Origin of the sequence: Aeromonas sp. S15(2024) (assembly GCF_041402265.1) — a bacterium.
Taxonomy (GTDB): domain Bacteria; phylum Pseudomonadota; class Gammaproteobacteria; order Enterobacterales; family Aeromonadaceae; genus Aeromonas; species Aeromonas dhakensis.
The window spans coordinates 375992-392886 of sequence record NZ_JBGLQY010000002.1 but is presented as its reverse complement, the minus strand read 5'-3'; the positions used below and the strand labels follow the sequence as shown (position 1 = coordinate 392886).

Sequence of the window (16895 nt, the reverse complement as noted above, 5' to 3'; positions counted from 1 at the left end):
CATCGTCTCGTTTGGGAAAAGAACTTGTAAGGAAACAGGGATCATGACCGAACATGTAAACAGTTACTACGCAGCCAGTGCCAACCAACACGCGCCCTATCCGACGCTGACCGAACAGCTGGAGTGCGACGTCTGCGTCATCGGGGCGGGTTATACCGGCCTCTCCAGCGCGTTGCACCTGGTGGAAAAGGGCTATTCGGTGGTGGTACTGGAGGCGGCCCGGGTGGGTTTTGGCGCCAGCGGTCGCAACGGCGGCCAGATCGTCAACTCCTACAGCCGCGACATCGACACTATAGAAGCGAATTGCCCGCCCGAACAGGCCAGGCTGCTCGGTTCCATGCTGTTTGAGGGGGGCCAGATCATCCGCGAGCGGATCAAGCGCTACAACATCCAGTGTGATCTGCAGGAGGGCGGGGTGTTCGCCGCCGAGACCGAGAAGCAGCTGCACGAGCTCAAGGCGCAGAAAGCGCGCTGGGAGAAGTGGGGCAACGACAAGCTGGAGCTGCTCGATGCCGACGGCGTACGCGAGGTGGTAGCGAGCGATCGCTACGTCGGCGCCCTGCTCGACAAGAGCGGCGGCCACATTCACCCCCTCAACCTGGCGCTGGGGGAGGCGGAGGCCATCCGCTTGCAGGGGGGCAAGATCTTCGAACAGTCCGCCGTCACCAGCATCACGCCGGGTCAGCCTGCTTTGGTCAAGACCGCCAAAGGGGCGGTGAAGGCGCGCTACGTGGTGGTGGCCGGCAACGCCTATCTCGGCAACCTGGTGCCCGAGCTCGCCGGCAAGAGTATGCCCTGCGGCACCCAGGTGATCGCCACCGAGGTGCTGGGAGAGGAGCGGGCCCGCTCGCTGCTGCCGCAAAACTACTGCCTGGAAGATTGCAACTACCTGCTCGACTACTACCGCACCTCTGGCGATCACCGGCTGATCTACGGCGGTGGCGTGGTCTATGGGGCGCGGGATCCGGCGGACATCGAGCGGCTGATCATCCCCAAGATGCTCAAGACCTTCCCCCAACTGGCGGACGTCAAGGTGGAGTACACCTGGACCGGCAACTTCCTGCTCACCCTGTCGCGGCTGCCGCAGTTTGGCCGCATCGGCCACAACATCTATTACATGCAGGGCTACAGCGGCCATGGCGTCACCTGTACCCATCTGGCGGGCAAGCTGCTCTCCGAGGTGTTGAGCGGTCAGGCGGAGCGCTTCGATGCGTTTGCCAAGCTGCCGCACTACCCCTTCCCGGGTGGCCGCCTGTTCCGTATTCCCTTCACCGCCGCCGGCGCCGCCTGGTACACCCTGCGCGATCGGCTGGGGGTATGAGCCGGCCCGTGCCGGGCTCATTCTCAAGGAAAAAGAAACACCGCCAGCTGGCGGTGTTTTGCTTTCTATGGGCGCTTATTGGGCCAGGGACTTCAACTGCTGCTTGTCCGGCGGGTTGTTCCAGTCGATGGGGCCATGGGTGAAGCGGTACTGCAGGCGGGGCAGGCTGGTCTCCAGCCACTCATCCCGAAAATAGGCGTAGCCCTGATCCCAGTCCGGGTCGTTGGCCCAGCCGGTCTGCAGGAAGTAGAGTCGGGTGCCCTGACCTTCCGGCACGAAGCGCAGGCAGACCTGGGTCTTCTGTTGGCGGATATGGGGCAGGGAGGGGGGAAAATTCCAGCTGAAACTGAGCAGGTCGTGGGGCATGACGGCCATCACCCGGCAACCTTCGCTGCCACGCTCGCCCAGCGGGGCATCGGGTCTGAAATAGATTTCGAAGGGACCATTCGGTTCCGGCACCATCAGGCATTCCGGCGCCAGAAAACTGCGCAGGCCGCTTTCGGTTGTCCAGGCACGCCAGACGTCGTCGATATGGGCCGGAACAAAGATATTGCCTTCTATCTGCTTGTTATCCATAAATCAGCGAGCCTCAAAACATCCATACACGGGACTCAGGCAGTATAGTCCCATGGCTCATGAAATGGACAGAGGTGTGTCACACCCCTGCCATTGCGGCGGTGTTATTCTGTGCCGGCGATTTGACAGGGCCCCCGTGTTCCATGGAGAGTGGGGTGGTACTCATATGACAGGGACAGTTTGATGATCAGAGCCATGCGAGAGACGGATATTCCCCAGTTGGCGCAGCTGTTTTTGAAAGGGCGGCGGCAGACTTTTCACTGGGTCGATCCTGCCCAGTTCCGGCTGGAAGATTTTGACGAGCAGACCCGGGGCGAGCAGATCTGGGTGGCCGAGCAGGGGGGGACACCTTGCGGTTTTATCTCAATCTGGGGCGATGAGAGCTTCGTGCACCACCTCTATGTCTCGGCCGACTGGCATGGCCAGGGCATGGGACGGGCCCTGCTGCAGCACGGGCTGGCTCCCTTCAACAAGCCTGCATCCCTCAAGGTGGCCACCAACAACACGGCGGCGCTGGCGTTTTATCACCGGTTGGGTTGGCAGAATACGGCGGAAACCGGCCACTGCGAGATCACCGGCCCCTGGCGGCGACTGATCCTGGAATAAGCCGGTTTGTCATGCCCCGTTTGCCTATTCGCACTGGAGAGGTTGCCGGCAGCCATCGCCGGCAATATATAGTGTCAATTGTCTACCTAGAGTCTCGTGTGAGTGGCGGAAAAATTAACAGCCGTGGCTAATTGTAAAAATAGCTGGCATCACCTGCCGAAAAATATGACAAGCTGTGCCGGATCTATTTGCCATGCGTTACATGGGGGAATTGCATGGTAAACGATCTTGTTGGCGAGCCAATGAGTAATGGCTGAATAAAGTGGCCGCAATATTCAGCCAGAACTTTTTTGTTAAGAAAGTGACAGCTGTTATAAAAACATTATGTTGTTCTCAAACAGCCGTGCTATTCTCAAGCTGTGTTATCCCTGTGACAAACAAAAATAATTCTGTGAGGAAGTAATGAACGAGTTTCTGAAAGTTCTGCTGAACATTCGCAGCCTGCGTGCGGCCATCCGTGAATTGCCGTTTGAACAGCTGCAAGAAGCAAAAGAGAAGTTCGATCTGGTATATAACGAGCGCGCCGATTCTGTTGAACAGGAGCGTGCCGAGCAGGAAGAGCGTCAGCGCAAGCTGAACGAGTTCACCGAAATGCTGCAGCAGGCCGGTATCGATCCCCGTGAACTGCTGAACAGCGCTGCCGCCCCGGCTGCCGCTGCCGGTGCGACCAAGAGCAAGCGTGCTCCGCGTCCTGCCAAGTACAAGTATCAGGAAGATGGCCAGGAGAAGACCTGGACCGGTCAGGGCCGTATGCCCAAGGCCATTGCCGAGCAAGTTGCGCTGGGCAAGGATCTGAATGATTTCCTGATCTGATCCCTGAGGGTCGATCATGAATGATGCCGCCCATGAGGCGGCATTATTATTTGTGCTCATTGAAATCCGCCCCTGTCAATTCCCCATGCTGTTTTATCCGACTGGTTTTTGTCGCATGACAATCGCATGATGTCACCCCTATTTGTTGCCGCCTGATTGAATGATTAATTTCCAGTTGGCTGGTTTTTTCATCACCGACATCGTTTTTATGGTGTGACTGGCTGCCTTCTTCTCCTCCTGTTGCTGGACTCATATAGCCCGTCAAGTATTAGGTAGGTCATTCCAGGGCGATACCATCAGCATTAAGAGATCGCCTGTTTCTGGCGCCTTGCCTCCCCCCTTTGGTTGTTGTTCATGGCATTAATCGGTCTGCTCACTGTCTGCGACCTGGTTGGACGAACCACAGCGTATTACCCCGGTTGTTTTATTGCGGCAGGCGCCAGATACCTGCGCACTTTTTATGGGAAAGAGATGCCCTGGGCATTTAATCGGTGGTATGGCGGGGAGATTGGAAAAGGAGAGTGGGGAAATAATAAGGCTCCCGTTACGGGAGCCTTATTCACCCTATGGATTCAACTTGCCAGCTGGGCCGGCCAGCGAACAGGGTCCGGCCGGGGCTGTCCCGGATATTGGCGGCGCCGCTCGACGGCATCCGCCAGCATGGCGAGCAGGGTCTGGGTATCGTCCCAGCAGAGGCAGGCATCGGTGACCGACTGGCCGTAGACCAGTTCGCTCAGAGGGGCCGGTTTCTGGCTGCCACCCTGCAGGAAACTCTCGACCATGACGGCGGCGATGGCATCGCTGCCTTCTGCCAGCTGACGGCAGAGCTCTCCCGCCACCCGGATCTGGTTCTTGTGCAGCTTCTGGCTGTTGCCATGGCTGCAATCCACCATCAGCCGGGGGGAGAGCCCCTGCCGTGCCAGCCGTTCGGCTGCCTCTTCCACGTCGCTCTGGTGGTAATTGGGGCGGGTGCCGCCGCGCAAAATGATGTGGCCGGCCGGGTTGCCTTCACTCTTGATCACCACCATGCCGCCCTGGCTGCCGGGGGCGGTAAACAGATGGGAGGCTTCGCTGGCCTGAATGGCATCGATGGCCACCCGGATGTTGCCGTCCGTCCCGTTCTTGAAGCCGACGGGGCAGGGCAGGGCCGAGGCCAGCTGCCGGTGAACTTGCGACTCTGTGGTGCGGGCACCGATCGCCCCCCAGCTGATGAGATCGGCCAGGTAGAGGAAGCTGGTGGTATCGAGAAACTCGGTGGCGGTGGCCAGCCCCAGCTGGTTGATGTCGAGCAGCAGCTGGCGCGCGAGCCGCATGCCGTGGTTGATGTCGTTGCTGCCATCCAGATGGGGATCGAACACCAGCCCCTTCCAGCCCACCGTGGTGCGGGGCTTCTCGAAATAGGTGCGCATCACTATCTGCAGCCGATCCTGATAGGCGTGGGCCAGCGAGGCCAGCCGTCTGGCGTAGTCGAGGGCGGCGAGGGGATCGTGGATGGAGCAGGGGCCAATCACCACCAGCAGGCGATCGTCCTCTCCTGCCAGGATCCGGCGAGCCTGCTGGCGGTGCTGGTCGATCCGGGTCGCCAGCTCGGCGGGACAGGGATGAAGTGCCAACAGGTCGGCAGGAGTGGGGAGTGCCTCCACCGCGAAGGCGCGCATTACCGAGTTTAAAACTGCCATCTGGATTACCTTGCTGTGCATAGGAGTGAGTGACGTGCACTCCACACCGGAACCCGGACGGGAGCTGCAATGGGGCGTCATCACCTGTTATTGTTGAGAGTGATTATCATTATCTTGTTGTCGGCCGCAAATGCAAGCACAACCGAGTGGCACACCAGAATGGGGGGAGAGCGCCGGCGGGCAAGGCCGCTCCAATGGCAATCAAGCCCATGACCGGCAGGCCATGGGCTTGATATTTCAGGACAAAATCAGCTGGTTTAGCTGTCCATCACGTCGTGACGGGCATGGTGATAGGCCTCTTCATCCTTGCCGTGGCGCCAGTAGGGCACGGCGTACACCCGGGTGCGATCCACCTCGAGCGTGCGCCGTACGTGACGGCGCATGGGGACCACCAAGCCCTCTTCCCCGCCAAACCAGAAGTAGCTCTGTTGCTCCTCCAGCGGCAGGGCGGTGAAGTATTCCACCAGTGGTGCCGTCTGCTCGGGGGTGCCGACAAACCAGCGCAGGCTTACCCCGGCGGGCAGCGACAGATCCTGCACATCTTCCTGATAGGGCACCAGCAGGGCGATGTGGCCGCGGGCATCGGCAGGCATCACCTCAATCATGGCGCTGATGGCGGGCAGGGCGGTGAGATCCCCCACCATGTAGTAGTAACTGGCCGGTTGCAGCATGGGATCCGGGCCACCGGGGCCCGAGATGGCCAGCAGATCGCCGGGCTTGGCCTGGCTGGCGAAACGGCTGGCGGGGCCGCCATCATCGTGCAGGGCGAAGTCGATATCCAGCTCCAGCTCCTCGCGGCGAAACGCACGAATGGTGAAGGTGCGCATGATGGGACGCTGGCTCGGGTCTTCCCAGCGCGGTCCCTGCGGGGTGGGGGTGGGCAGCACGGCATGGGCCTGGCCCGGCTGGGGCAGCATGATCTTGATATGGGCACCGCCACAGGTGAAGGGGTAGTCAGCGAGCTCCGGGCTGGTCAGGCAGATCCGGCGCAGGTGCGGGCTCACATCCTGAATGTGCTTGACCGTGAGCAGGCGGGGGCGATTGACCGGGGCGGACTGGGACATGGGCATACTCCTGACTGATAATGGCGCCCATTCTTCATTAAATGAAAATTATTATCAATTGGTTTGTGTGGCGGGTCAGAGAGTGATAGGGAAAAACGAAGGGGAGTGCAGTGGCGTGCAGAAAATAGCCCCCCTCGCCATGGGGCGAGGGGGCTGGGTTCAGGGGCGATCGCTGCCCCCCAGCGCCTTGTAGATCCTGGCCATGGTGTTGAGCTGCTCTTTCTGCTGGCCGAGCAGGGCGAGCTCGGCGTCCCACAGCCGGTTCTGCTCATCCAGCCAGGGTTGTACCCCGGTGGCGCCAGCCTGGTAGCGGGCTCTCGCCAGCCGCTCCGCCTCTTTGGCAAAGTCCAGCTGCTCGGCCAGGTAGCTCAGGCGTTGCTCGCCGTGGTGGCGGGCGGTCAGACCATCCTCCACCTCCACCAGCGCGCCGTAGAGCTGCTTGCGAAACTCAGCTTCGGCTATCTGGTAATCGAGCTCGGCGCCGGCGATGGCGAGCCGTGTCTTGTTGTACTCGAGGAAGGGCAGCGCCAACGAGGCGCCCAGTGTGCCCACCGGGTTTTGCAGCACCTGGGTCAGGGTGTCCGAGCTGCTGTTGGCGCCGCCGGTCAGCTTCAATGTGGGGTAGAGACCGGTGCGGATCTCGTCCCCCTTCGCCAGGGTCTTGCGCAGGCGCAGCTCGGCGGCGCGCACGTCGGGACGCCGCGCCAGCACGTCGGCCGGAATGCCGACTGCCAGGGTGGGGATGGCGGCCGTCGGCAGCGCCTTGGGTTCGAACGCCAGCGGACCGCTGCTGCGACCGAGCAACAGGCGCAGGGCGTTGCGGGCCTGCTCCTGCTGCATCAGAAGCGAGCTGAGCTCCGCCTGTTTGCCGGCCTTCTGCTGGCTGGCCTGCACCAGATCGAGCCTAGTCACGGCGCCGGCCCGGTACTTGGCCTGGGTCAGCTGCTCGGCGCGCTCATAGTTGGCGAGCTGCTGCTGGCCCAGGGAAATGGCCGAGCCGAGGTAGGCCAGCTGCCAATATTGCTCGAGCGCCTTGCCGATCAGCATCAGGCGGGTGGCGGCCAGATCCTGGGCGGACGCCTCGGCCTCCCAGCTCGCCTGATCCCGCACCGAGGCCAGCCTGCCCCACAGATCCACCTCGTAGCCGAGGGTCAGGGAGGGGCCCATGCTGCCTTCACTCTTGCCGCTCTTCAGATTCTTGGTGCCATTGCCGCCGAGGCTGGCATCGAGCGAGGGAGTCAGGTTGGTGTCGGCCAGATCGGCACTGAGCAGAGCGCTGCGCAGGCGCAGGCCGGCGACCTGCATGTCCGGGTTGGCAGCCAGCACGGCCTCGATCAGCCGATTGAGCTCGGGATCGTGGAAGCCTTGCCACCAGGGGCCGGCCAGCTGGCGGGTGAGACCGTCCTCCGGCTGCTGCCAGTGGTCGGCCAATGCCAGCTCCTGCCGCTGATAGCTGCTCTGCTGGCTGCAGGCGCCGAGGCCGAGCGCCAGGGTGAGGCAGAGCCCCAGTTTGGATAAGTGGTACATCGTCATTCCCTCGCCAGCGCCTCGACCGGATCGAGCCGGGCGGCATTGCGGGCGGGCAGATAGCCAAACAGGATCCCGATGAGCGAGGAACAGCCAAACGCCATCAGGATGGAAAAGAGCGAGAAGTGCATCTGGATGCTCTCCACGAACAGGGAGAAGAGCAGGCCGATGAAGAGGGAGACCCCCACCCCGAGCATGCCCCCCAGCAGGCTCACCATCACCGCTTCGATCAGAAACTGCTGCAGTATGTCCGACTGGCGGGCACCGACCGCGATGCGGATGCCGATCTCGCGGGTGCGCTCCACCACCGACACCAGCATGATGTTCATCACCCCGACGCCGCCGACGATGAGGGAGATCACCGCGATGGCGGAGACCAGCAGGGTCATGGTGGCGGTGGTCTTCTCCACCGACTTGATGATGCTGTCGCTGCTGAAGGTGAAGAAGTCCTTCACCCCGTGGCGCTGGGTCAGCAGCTCGATGGCGGCCTGTTCGGCCAGCGCCGGTTGCACCCCGTCCTTGACCCGGATGGTGAGCTGGCTGAAGTGGTTCTGGGAGATGAGGCGGCTCATCACGGCGCTGTAGGGCAGCCAGACGTTCACCGACTGGCCGCTGCGGCCAAACCCGGTCTCCTCTTCCACCACGCCGACGATGCGCACCGGTAGGGTGCCGACCAGCACCACCTGGCCGACGGGATCCTGTTTGCCGAGCAGGCTCTCTATGGTCTTGCCGTCCACCACCGCCACCGCGGTCCGGTTCTGGATGTCGCGTTCGTCAAACAGCCGGCCGTTGGTGAGCTTCATCCCCTTGACCCGGAAGAAGTCGCTGCCGACCCCGACTATGCTGCCGCTGTTGGTCTTGTTGCGATAGCGCAGCTGGCCGGAGGCGGCGATCTGGGGGCTGGCCCCTTCCAGGTAGGGCTGGCCGAGCATGGCGTCGAGATCCCGCTTGTTGAGGGTCTGGATGCTGGCGGCCTTCTCGTCCCCCCAATCCTTGCCGGGGAAGATGTCGATGGTATTGGTGCCCATGGCATTGATCTGGTCGATCACCTTGGCACGGGCCCCCTGGCCGAGCGCCACCACGCTCACCACGGCGGCGATGCCGATGATGATGCCGAGCATGGTGAGGAAGGTGCGCATGCGGTGGGCCAGCATGGCGTGCAGCGCCATGCGTGCCGCTTCCCGGTAGCGATCCCAGTCGTGGCCTGCCCCTTCCTTGCCGGCGGGGGCGGCGGTCGGGGTCACGGGGGCGGCGGCCGGTTTGCGGCCGCTGTCTTCCTGCACCCGGCCATCCTTGAGAGTGATGATCCGGTCGGCGTGGCTGGCCACCTCCATGTCGTGGGTCACCAGGATGATGGTGTGGCCCTGGGCGTGCAGCTCCCTGAGGATGGCCATCACCTCCTTGCCGCTCTGGCTGTCGAGGGCCCCGGTGGGTTCGTCCGCCAGGATCACCTCGCCGCCGTTGGCCAGCGCCCGGGCGATACTCACTCGCTGCTGCTGGCCGCCGGAGAGCTGGCTCGGGGTGTGATGGCTGCGCTCACTGAGCCCCAGTCGCGCCAGCAGTGCCTGCGAGCGGGCCTGGCGCTCGGCTCGCGGTGTGCCGGCGTAGACGGCCGGGATCTCCACGTTGGCGGCGGCATTGAGGTGCGGCAAGAGGTGGTAGCGCTGAAAGATGAAGCCGAAGTGGTGGCAGCGCAGCCTGGCGAGGGAGAGGGCGTCCAGGGTGGCGGTGTCCTGGCCGCGGAACAGGTACTGGCCGCTGCTCGGCCGATCGAGGCAGCCGAGCAGGTTCATCAGGGTCGACTTGCCGGAGCCGGAGGCGCCGACGATGGCGATCATCTCTCCCGCCTCGATGGCGAGATCGAGGGGGTGGAGCACGGTCACTTCCTGCTCTCCGCTCTGGTAGCGGCGCTCGATCCCCTTGAGCTGGATCAGAGGCTCGCTCACAGCATGATCTCCACGTCATTGCCACTGACCGGCGAACCCTGGTTCAGGGTGACCTTCTCCTGTTCGCTCAGGCCGCTGACCACCTCCACCTTGATGTCATCCTTCATGCCGGTCTTGATGCGGCGAGTCTCCTTCTGGTCATCCTCCTTGAGCAGGGTGACCTCGTACTCGTTCTCCCCGAGCTTCTTGCCAAGGGCGGTCTGCGGAATGGTCAGCACCTGCTTGCGCTCGCCGAGCACTATGGTGACCTGGGTGGTCATGGCGACCCGCAGGGTGTGATCCGGGTTGGGCACGTCGAACAGGGCGTAGTAGTAGACGGCGGCGTTGTTGGTGGCCGTGGTGCTGGTGGCCTGCTCATTGATGTTGGTGGGGGCCAGCTCGACGGTGCGCAGGGTGCCATGGTAGCGGGTGTCCGGATCTCCCATCAGGGTGAAATAGACCGGCATGCCGGCCTTGACCCGGGTGACGTCCGCTTCCGAGATCTGCGCCTTGACCGTCATGGTCTCCAGGTTGGCGAGCTTGAGCAGGGTCGGCACCGTCTGGCTGGCGGCCAGGGTCTGCCCCTGGCGGGTCACTATGCTGACGACGGTGCCATCCATGGGCGCCTGAATGCGGTTGTAGCCGAGCTCCGTCTTGGCTCGCTCCACCTTGATCTGGGCATTGTCGACTTCAGCCAATGCCCCCTGCAGCTCGGCTCTGGTCACGGCCAGCTGGGCTTCGGCGCTTTCCAGATCGGCGCGCGAGCTCGCCTCCTGCCTGAACATCTGCTGCTGGCGACGCCAGCTCAGCTCGTTCTGCTTGAGCTGGGCCTGCTTGATCTTGAGCTGGGCGCGGCGGCTGGCGAGATCCGCCTCGGCGGTCTTGAGGTTGTTCTGGGCGATCAGCGGATCGATCTCGGCCAGCAGGTCTCCCTGCTTGACCTTCTGACCTGCCTCTACCGCCAGATAGGTGACCTGGCCCGAGACCTGGGCACCGACGTCTACCTGCTCGATGGCCTGCAGCACACCGCTGGCCAGCACGGTCTGCTCCACGTCCTGGCGGGTCACCTCGGCGGTCAGTACCGGCTCGGGAGCCTTGCTCGGCCAGGCCAACCAGCCGATGGCGAGCACAGGCACGAGGGCGAGCAGGGCAATTTTTCTCTGCTTGGGAGTGATGTTCATTTTTCACCTGAAAGAAGCGAACGAAGGCGTGCAAGGGCAACATCCTGCAGCAAACGAGGCTCAAAAAACAGTGATGAATATGTAAGAAAACATGTAGATAGTCTTGTCACTAGCGTGCCCTAGTTGGGCTTCCTGGCGAGCAGACGGGGTGGGGGGCAGCGGGTGAAAAAGCCCGCTGCGGGAGGTCATTCGGGTACCCGGCCTGAGTCGGCGGGGGTCGGTCGTCAGCCGACGGCCTTGAGTTGTTCGGCGTAGGGCTCGTGGCAGATCTGGATGTCGAGCGGCAGTTTGTAGATAAGCAGGCGGGCCAGGGAGCCCTCCATCCAGTGGTGGCGGCTGCCGACCAGCAGCAGATCCATCGGGTGAGTGGCCAGCCAGCGTTTCAGGTCGGGCACCACGTCATCGACCACCAGGCACTGGTAATCCACCGGGTGTTGCAGGGTGGTGATGAGCTCGCTGATGATGGCCTTGGCGTCCAGCGTACCCTGGGCGCTGCGCTCCTCTTCCGACAGCGACAGGCTGTTGCGGCGCATCTTGCTGCTGTGGGTCAGGTGCAGCAGGGTGAGCTCGCCCCCCATTCCTTGTGCCAATTGACTCGCTTTGGCCAGCGTCTCCTGCTCGTAATCCTTGCCTTCCAGCAACAGCACGATATTGGTTGAGGTCATAAGCAGTTCTCCCTTGGCATGGTGCGGGCCACCCGGGACAAATGGCCTGTCCCAGAACACTGTGTACCCGCTATGTGTCGCATAGCACGAACCTGTCTCTGTGGCTGCAGGCGTCAGCGGGTGTCGCTGATGCAGCGCCAGGGCATGTTCGTTTACATCATCATAACAGACTGAGTTGAATGGAAAATGAAGGAAACGCGGGGCTGGACGGGCAAATGACGTGCGAGCCGTCAAAAGTGTGAGCAAAGCCGGGATTGGCCCCTCTCTGGAGCCATGCCGGACTGTGTTGGCTGGCAGACGGCAAGATAACAAGAGAGTGGGTGGGACGGGTGAGCAGAACGGTGAGTCCGGCGTGAAGCGGGACTCGCCGGGTCAGCGTGGCTTGCCCGCCAGATAGCTCGTCAGCCAGGGCAGCCCCTCTTTCTTGCGACTGACGGCGCCAATGAGCTGGATAGGGTGGGCGGGCAGGATGCCGTTGCTGGCGAAATGGAGCTGGCTGCCCCCCTGAGCCAGGTCGGTCAGCATCAGGACATAGGCATCCAGCCCATCCTCTGCCTGCCGCAGCTGCATGGCCTGTTCCAGTTCCGCCTGCCGGCTGTGCAACTGACCTGGATCCATCACGCAGATCTGGCTGACATAGAGCTGGTAGCCGGCGATCCGATACGCCTTTTCGTCGGCAGCGAGCAGTTCGGCCATGGGGGCGTCACCGAGCTGGGTGCGGCGTTCCAGCAGGGTCTGGGCAAAGGGCTCCAGCGCCAGATCCGCCAGCGGCAGCAGGGCATGGACGGCGGCGCGATCGCGCGCCGTGGTGGTGGGCGAGGTGAGACTGAAGGTATCGCTGATGATGGCCCCGAGCAGCAGGCGAGCCTGGGCGCGGGAGAGGGTATGGTAACCCATCAGCTCCAGCAGCACGGTGGCGCTGCAGCCCACGGCCCGGATCCAGGCATCGAGCGGCCCACGGGTAATGAGAGTGCCGATGCGGTGGTGGTCGATGAGGCCCTGCACGTCCGCCTCTGCCAGCCCCTCCGGCCCCTGCTCCAGCTCGCTGAAATCCACCAGGAACACCTGCTTGTTGGCCACGCTGCCCTGCAGCAGGGGCGGGGCGGTGACGCCGGCGGTGTCCAGAATGAAGCGGGTTTCCGCAATGGGTTCGCCAAGGGCATAGGCCTGAGCAGGGCGGCCCTGGCGATTGAGCCAGTCGGCAGCCACCAGGGCGGTACAGATGCTGTCGCTATCGGGATTCTTGTGGCCAAACACGTGGAGCATGGTGCCATTCCTGTGGTTGATGACGTACCTGAGTCAAGATCAGGTATGCGGGACAAACGGGAAAACAGGGGGCTTGCCCCCGCTCTGGATTCACTCTATGCGCCGTCCCCGCTGATGGCAACCAGCGCAGGCCGCCCTGCGGCGGGCGAGACCCTGTTGTAAAAGGGGGGCGCACTCCTGCAGCTGAATCGTCTTGGAGCTGGGTAGGGAGGCAGACCTGGGCAGCAGATTAGGGCAGGTAGGCAAATTCGGACAGGGAGACAGGAGGAAGGAGATAGCTGTGTGGCAAGCGCCGGGGGATCGCCCCTGGCCGCAAGGTTCACGCTGCAAGAGGTGGATAGGGGGATGGGCAAGCAAGGAGATTAGGCCGTGTCTCGGTATGAGCGAGAAGCTATGAGGCTTCGATCCGGCCAGGCAGGCCGTGACCATTCAAACCGCCAGAAAGTGATCTCTCGGGGGGTGAGCTCTCCAGAATGCGGCAACGGCGGCATGGTGATGATGCACCCGCCGCGGCGCAGCAAACCGCCGTCACCAGCAGGCGGGGTTACGCGGGGAACCTGATCCTCAACGTGGGCCCCGCGTGCAGATGGCTGACCTTTGCCTCAGCAGGCCAGCAGTTCGCGAGCGTTGGCCAGGGTGTTGTCGGTGATCTGATCGCCCCCCAGCAGACGGGCCAGCTCGTTGAGACGGGCACTTTGATCCAGCGCCTGCATCTGGGTTTCGGTGGTCTTGCCGTCGGTGTGCTTGCTCACCACCATGTGCTGGTGCCCCTTTCCTGCGACCTGGGGTAGGTGGGTGACCACCATCACCTGGGTCGATTCCCCCAGCTGGCGCAGCAGGCGCCCTACCACGGCCGCTGTCGGGCCGCTGATCCCCACGTCCACTTCATCGAAGATCAGGGTCGGCGTCGAGATCTTGCGGGCGCTGATGACGACGATGGCGAGGCTGATGCGCGACAGTTCACCGCCGGAGGCCACCTTGCCGAGCGGCTGGATGGGCTGGCCCGGGTTGGTGGTGACCATGAACTCCACCCGGTCGATGCCGAGCGGTGACAGGCTGCTCTGGGCATCGGGGCGCACCTCGATGGCGAAGCGGCCGTCCGGCATCGCCAGCTCGTGCATGCTGGCACTCACCTTGGCGCTGAGTTCCTCGGCATAGCGTTGGCGACTCTGGCTCAGGGCCTCGGCGGCCTGCACGAAGGCCTGGCGGGCCTCGGTCAGCTCGTCTTCCATCCCCTCCAGCCGCTCTTCGTCTGAGTTGAGGCGCGCCAGATCGGCGGCCAGCTCCTGATGGTGCAGGGCCAGCTCGGCCGGTTTGACGTGGTGCTTGCGGGCCAGGTTGATGGCCTTGGAGAGGCGGCTCTCCAGCTCGTTGAAGCGCTCTGGATCCAGCTCCAGCCGGTCCAGGTAGCTGCGCAGCTCGCTGTGACTCTCCTGCACCCCTATCAGGGCCTCGTTGAGCATGCCGAGCACGTCGCCCAGCCGGCTGTCCATGGCGACCAGCCCCTCGGCCCGATCAACGACAGTTTGCAGCAGACCGGCGATGGTGGTCTCCTCGTTGTCATAGAGCAGATCCAGGCAGGCGCCGCACTCCTGCATCAGCTCGGTGCCGTTGGCCAGGCGCTGGTGCTCCTCTTCAATCTCTTCAAACTCCCCCAGTTGCAGGGCAAATTCATCCAGCTCCTGCACCTGGTATTCGATGAGCTGGCGGCGGGCCTCCCGCTGCTGCTGCTCGGCCTTGAGCCGGTTGAGCTCATTCTGCAGCTGGCGCCACTGCTGGTAGTGGCGGCGTACCTCATCGAGCAGCAGATGGTGGCCGGCGTAACCATCGAGCAGGGCGAGCTGGTAATCGGGCTTGAGCAGCATCTGGTGGGCATGCTGGCCATGGACGTTGACCAGCAGCTGGCCCAGGTTCTTGAGCTGGGTGAGGGGCACGGGCACGCCGTTGATGTAGCTGCGCGAGCGCCCCTCGGCGGAGATGACCCGCCGCACTATGCATTCCCCTTCGTTTTCCAGCTCGTTGGTGGCCAGCCAGGCGCGAGCGGCCGGGTTGCCATCCAGCAGGAAGCGGGCGCTGACCTCGCTCTTGTCACTGTCCGGTCGCACCATGCCGGCTTCGGCACGCTCCCCCAGGCACAGGCCCAGGGCATCGATGGCGATGGATTTACCCGCCCCGGTCTCACCCGTGATGCAGGTCATGCCCGGTTGCAGATCGAGTTCGAGAAACTTGACGATGGCGAAGTTGTTGACGGTCAGCTGGGTCAGCATGGTCTCATCCTGTATGGGCCAACATTACTGTGTATGTATCCAGTATATACTGGTTTTCCATACAGTAAAGATGTCGCCGCGGGACGGAATGCAAAACGGCCCGCGTCAGGGGCCGTTTTGTGAGAAACAGGGAGTGCAGGGCTGGAGATCAGAACAGCTTGCTGCCCCAGCCGAGCTTGTTGCGCAGCACGTGGAAGTAGCTGTAATCCAGCGGATGCACCAGATGCAGCTTGTGGCTGCTCTTCTTGATGAGGATCTCGTCCCCCGGGTGGACCGCCAGGGTCACCTGGCCGTCGCAGCTCACCTGCATGGCGTCGTCCTGATTGTCCGGCGAGACCAGCAGCCGCACCTCGCTGTCGGCGTCCAGCACGATGGGGCGGCTGCTCAAGGTGTGCGGGAACATGGGCACCAGCGTGATGGCGTTGAGCTTGGGGGTGAGGATGGCGCCGCCCGCCGACAGGGAGTAGGCGGTGGAGCCGGTGGGGGTGGCCACTATGATGCCGTCCGAGCGCTGGCTGTACATGAAGCTGCCGTCGATGTAGACCTCAAACTCGATCATGTGGGCGATCTTGCCCGGGTGCAGCACCGCCTCGTTGACCGCCAGGTTGTTGGACTTGCGCTCGCCGTGGCGATAGACCGCCGCCTCCAGCAGGAAGCGATGCTCGCTCTTGTAGTGGCCGCACAGCACCTGCTCCAGCGGCAGCAGGTAATCCTGCGGCGAGAGATCGGTGAGAAAACCGAGGTTGCCCCGGTTCACCCCGATCACCGCCACGTCGAAGCGCGACAGTACCCGCGCCGCCCCCAGCATGTTGCCGTCACCACCGACCACGATGGCGAGATCCGCCTGCTGGCCCAGTTGCACCAGATCCATCACGTTCTCGTCCATGATGCCGAGGGCGTGGGCCACCCGGCTCTCTACCAGCACCCGGAAGCCGCGGGTGGTCAGGTATTGATGCAGGCCGGTCAGGGTCTGGTTGGCCCCTTCGTGGTGGGGCTTACCAATCAGGGCGATGGTTTTGAACGGAGAATCCATGGTCTGTCGGGTCTGGGATGAGTATTGGGGGGAGTATACCGCGCTTTGGGGGGGATTTGTCTGCTGCCGGCGTGTCCGCTTGTGCCATGGGGCGGGAAAAGGCCGTAAATTGCCTGTCGCGTCACCTCCTTGGCGATAATGGCACCCTTTTCCCCTTGAAAGCCGGGGATCCATCCCCATAATAGCGCCAACATAGTCGGCCCGTTGCCGTCCGGTCGCGCAACCGGAGAGCGGGCCCTCATAAGTAACCCGCAATTGGAGATGTCATGAACCACGAAGAACAAAAGGTTGAAGCGATGGAGCAAGTGGAAGCCCAGCCAGTCGAGCCGACCGATGTAGACAGTGAAGTGACAGCCGAGCAGGCCCGCATTGCCGAGCTGGAGGCGCAGCTGGAAGCTGCCCAGCAAGCCTCTGCCGAAGAGCGCGAGCGCGCCATTCGTGCCGTCGCCGAGATGGAGAACCTGCGTCGTCGCGCGGCGCAGGACGTGGAGAAGGCGCACAAGTTCGCGCTGGAGAAGTTCGCCGCCGAGCTCTTGCCGGTGCTGGACAACATGGAGCGCGCCATCGAGCTGGCCGACAAGGAAAACGACGCCCTCAAGCCGATGATCGAAGGGGTAGAGCTGACCCTGAAATCCATGCAGAGCGGCGTGGCCAAGTTCGGTCTGGCGGCGCTGGATCCGACCAACCAGCCGTTTGACCCCAACGCCCATCAGGCGATGAGCATGGTGCCGAGTGCCGACGTGGCGCCGAACACCGTCATCGCCGTGATGCAGAAAGGCTACGAGCTGAACGGTCGCGTGATCCGTCCGGCCATGGTCATGGTATCCAAGGCCGTCGACTGAGTCGGCGCTTGATGCCCAGGCCCGCCGCTTGGCGGGCTTTTTGTTGTGTATCCCTGCGGTGCGTCATGGCCCGGCCATGACAAAAGGTGGGGTTTTTGCAGGGCGGGGCTTGAAGTGGCCACTTGCGACC

Annotated in this window: 14 protein-coding genes; 4 read left to right on the top strand and 10 right to left on the bottom strand. The window is 63.0% G+C overall.

Annotated features, from left to right (window positions below):
* The first annotated feature begins 43 nt into the window (after nucleotides 1–43).
* The gene (locus ACB033_RS05895) at nucleotides 44–1321 is read left to right on the top strand and encodes an FAD-binding oxidoreductase (protein ID WP_019840188.1); all 1278 of its coding nucleotides are present in this window, start codon (nucleotides 44–46) and stop codon (nucleotides 1319–1321) included.
* A gap of 75 nt (nucleotides 1322–1396) precedes the next feature.
* On the opposite strand, the gene ACB033_RS05890 is transcribed toward ACB033_RS05895, so the two are convergent.
* Complete coding sequence (locus ACB033_RS05890; protein ID WP_005303036.1) at nucleotides 1397–1897, bottom strand: SRPBCC domain-containing protein; 501 nt, start codon at nucleotides 1895–1897, stop codon at nucleotides 1397–1399.
* A 183-nt stretch (nucleotides 1898–2080) separates the two neighbouring features.
* Between ACB033_RS05890 and ACB033_RS05885 the strand changes: the two genes are divergently transcribed.
* Together ACB033_RS05885 and ACB033_RS05880 are read left to right on the top strand one after the other, a co-directional pair.
* Nucleotides 2081–2503, top strand: coding sequence for a GNAT family N-acetyltransferase (locus ACB033_RS05885; protein ID WP_010633357.1), 423 nt, complete (start codon nucleotides 2081–2083; stop codon nucleotides 2501–2503).
* A gap of 402 nt (nucleotides 2504–2905) precedes the next feature.
* Nucleotides 2906–3316, top strand: coding sequence for an H-NS family nucleoid-associated regulatory protein (locus tag ACB033_RS05880; protein WP_005303032.1), 411 nt, complete (start codon nucleotides 2906–2908; stop codon nucleotides 3314–3316).
* A gap of 572 nt (nucleotides 3317–3888) precedes the next feature.
* On the opposite strand, the gene ACB033_RS05875 is transcribed toward ACB033_RS05880, so the two are convergent.
* The 9 genes from ACB033_RS05875 to nadK all read right to left on the bottom strand — a co-directional run bounded on the left by ACB033_RS05875 (nucleotide 3889) and on the right by nadK (nucleotide 15923).
* Nucleotides 3889–4995: a 3-deoxy-7-phosphoheptulonate synthase gene (locus tag ACB033_RS05875; RefSeq protein ID WP_026141467.1), complete on the bottom strand. Its 1107-nt coding sequence runs from the start codon at nucleotides 4993–4995 to the stop codon at nucleotides 3889–3891.
* Nucleotides 4996–5252: 257 nt separating this feature from the next.
* Nucleotides 5253–6059, bottom strand: coding sequence for a siderophore-interacting protein (locus ACB033_RS05870; RefSeq protein WP_139725930.1), 807 nt, complete (start codon nucleotides 6057–6059; stop codon nucleotides 5253–5255).
* A 159-nt stretch (nucleotides 6060–6218) separates the two neighbouring features.
* Nucleotides 6219–7592: an efflux transporter outer membrane subunit gene (locus tag ACB033_RS05865; protein ID WP_139725929.1), complete on the bottom strand. Its 1374-nt coding sequence runs from the start codon at nucleotides 7590–7592 to the stop codon at nucleotides 6219–6221.
* Entirely contained in the window at nucleotides 7589–9532 is a 1944-nt protein-coding gene (locus tag ACB033_RS05860; protein ID WP_139725928.1) for a MacB family efflux pump subunit, read from the bottom strand. The genes ACB033_RS05865 and ACB033_RS05860 overlap by 4 nt, the downstream gene beginning before the upstream one ends.
* Entirely contained in the window at nucleotides 9529–10692 is a 1164-nt protein-coding gene (gene macA / locus ACB033_RS05855) for a macrolide transporter subunit MacA (RefSeq protein ID WP_017780716.1), read from the bottom strand. The genes ACB033_RS05860 and macA overlap by 4 nt, the downstream gene beginning before the upstream one ends.
* Nucleotides 10693–10916: 224 nt before the next feature.
* Nucleotides 10917–11357: a universal stress protein gene (locus ACB033_RS05850; protein WP_005303019.1), complete on the bottom strand. Its 441-nt coding sequence runs from the start codon at nucleotides 11355–11357 to the stop codon at nucleotides 10917–10919.
* A 372-nt stretch (nucleotides 11358–11729) separates the two neighbouring features.
* The gene (locus ACB033_RS05845; protein WP_371140397.1) at nucleotides 11730–12623 is read right to left on the bottom strand and encodes a DHHA2 domain-containing protein; all 894 of its coding nucleotides are present in this window, start codon (nucleotides 12621–12623) and stop codon (nucleotides 11730–11732) included.
* Between the two features lie 602 nt (nucleotides 12624–13225).
* Nucleotides 13226–14890 carry a DNA repair protein RecN gene (gene recN, locus ACB033_RS05840; RefSeq protein WP_139725926.1) on the bottom strand — a complete coding sequence of 555 codons (1665 nt, stop codon included), beginning with the start codon at nucleotides 14888–14890 and terminating at the stop codon, nucleotides 13226–13228.
* Nucleotides 14891–15038: 148 nt separating this feature from the next.
* The gene (gene nadK / locus ACB033_RS05835; RefSeq protein WP_005303013.1) at nucleotides 15039–15923 is read right to left on the bottom strand and encodes an NAD(+) kinase; all 885 of its coding nucleotides are present in this window, start codon (nucleotides 15921–15923) and stop codon (nucleotides 15039–15041) included.
* A 266-nt stretch (nucleotides 15924–16189) separates the two neighbouring features.
* Here nadK and grpE point away from each other — a divergent pair, with 266 nt between their 5' ends.
* Complete coding sequence (gene grpE / locus ACB033_RS05830) at nucleotides 16190–16765, top strand: nucleotide exchange factor GrpE (RefSeq protein WP_005303011.1); 576 nt, start codon at nucleotides 16190–16192, stop codon at nucleotides 16763–16765.
* Nucleotides 16766–16895 lie beyond the last annotated feature (130 nt).

Bases quoted from the DNA above. Each gene is read 5' to 3' on its own strand.
- ACB033_RS05895 (WP_019840188.1), top strand. From the start codon at position 44: ATGACCGAACATGTAAACAGTTACTACGCAGCCAGTGCCAACCAACAC.
- ACB033_RS05890 (WP_005303036.1), bottom strand. From the start codon at position 1,897: ATGGATAACAAGCAGATAGAAGGCAATATCTTTGTTCCGGCCCATATC.
- ACB033_RS05885 (WP_010633357.1), top strand. From the start codon at position 2,081: ATGATCAGAGCCATGCGAGAGACGGATATTCCCCAGTTGGCGCAGCTG.
- ACB033_RS05880 (WP_005303032.1), top strand. From the start codon at position 2,906: ATGAACGAGTTTCTGAAAGTTCTGCTGAACATTCGCAGCCTGCGTGCG.
- ACB033_RS05875 (WP_026141467.1), bottom strand. From the start codon at position 4,995: ATGGCAGTTTTAAACTCGGTAATGCGCGCCTTCGCGGTGGAGGCACTC.
- ACB033_RS05870 (WP_139725930.1), bottom strand. From the start codon at position 6,059: ATGTCCCAGTCCGCCCCGGTCAATCGCCCCCGCCTGCTCACGGTCAAG.
- ACB033_RS05865 (WP_139725929.1), bottom strand. From the start codon at position 7,592: ATGACGATGTACCACTTATCCAAACTGGGGCTCTGCCTCACCCTGGCG.
- macA (WP_017780716.1), bottom strand. From the start codon at position 10,692: ATGAACATCACTCCCAAGCAGAGAAAAATTGCCCTGCTCGCCCTCGTG.
- ACB033_RS05850 (WP_005303019.1), bottom strand. From the start codon at position 11,357: ATGACCTCAACCAATATCGTGCTGTTGCTGGAAGGCAAGGATTACGAG.
- ACB033_RS05845 (WP_371140397.1), bottom strand. From the start codon at position 12,623: ATGCTCCACGTGTTTGGCCACAAGAATCCCGATAGCGACAGCATCTGT.
- recN (WP_139725926.1), bottom strand. From the start codon at position 14,890: ATGCTGACCCAGCTGACCGTCAACAACTTCGCCATCGTCAAGTTTCTC.
- nadK (WP_005303013.1), bottom strand. From the start codon at position 15,923: ATGGATTCTCCGTTCAAAACCATCGCCCTGATTGGTAAGCCCCACCAC.
- grpE (WP_005303011.1), top strand. From the start codon at position 16,190: ATGAACCACGAAGAACAAAAGGTTGAAGCGATGGAGCAAGTGGAAGCC.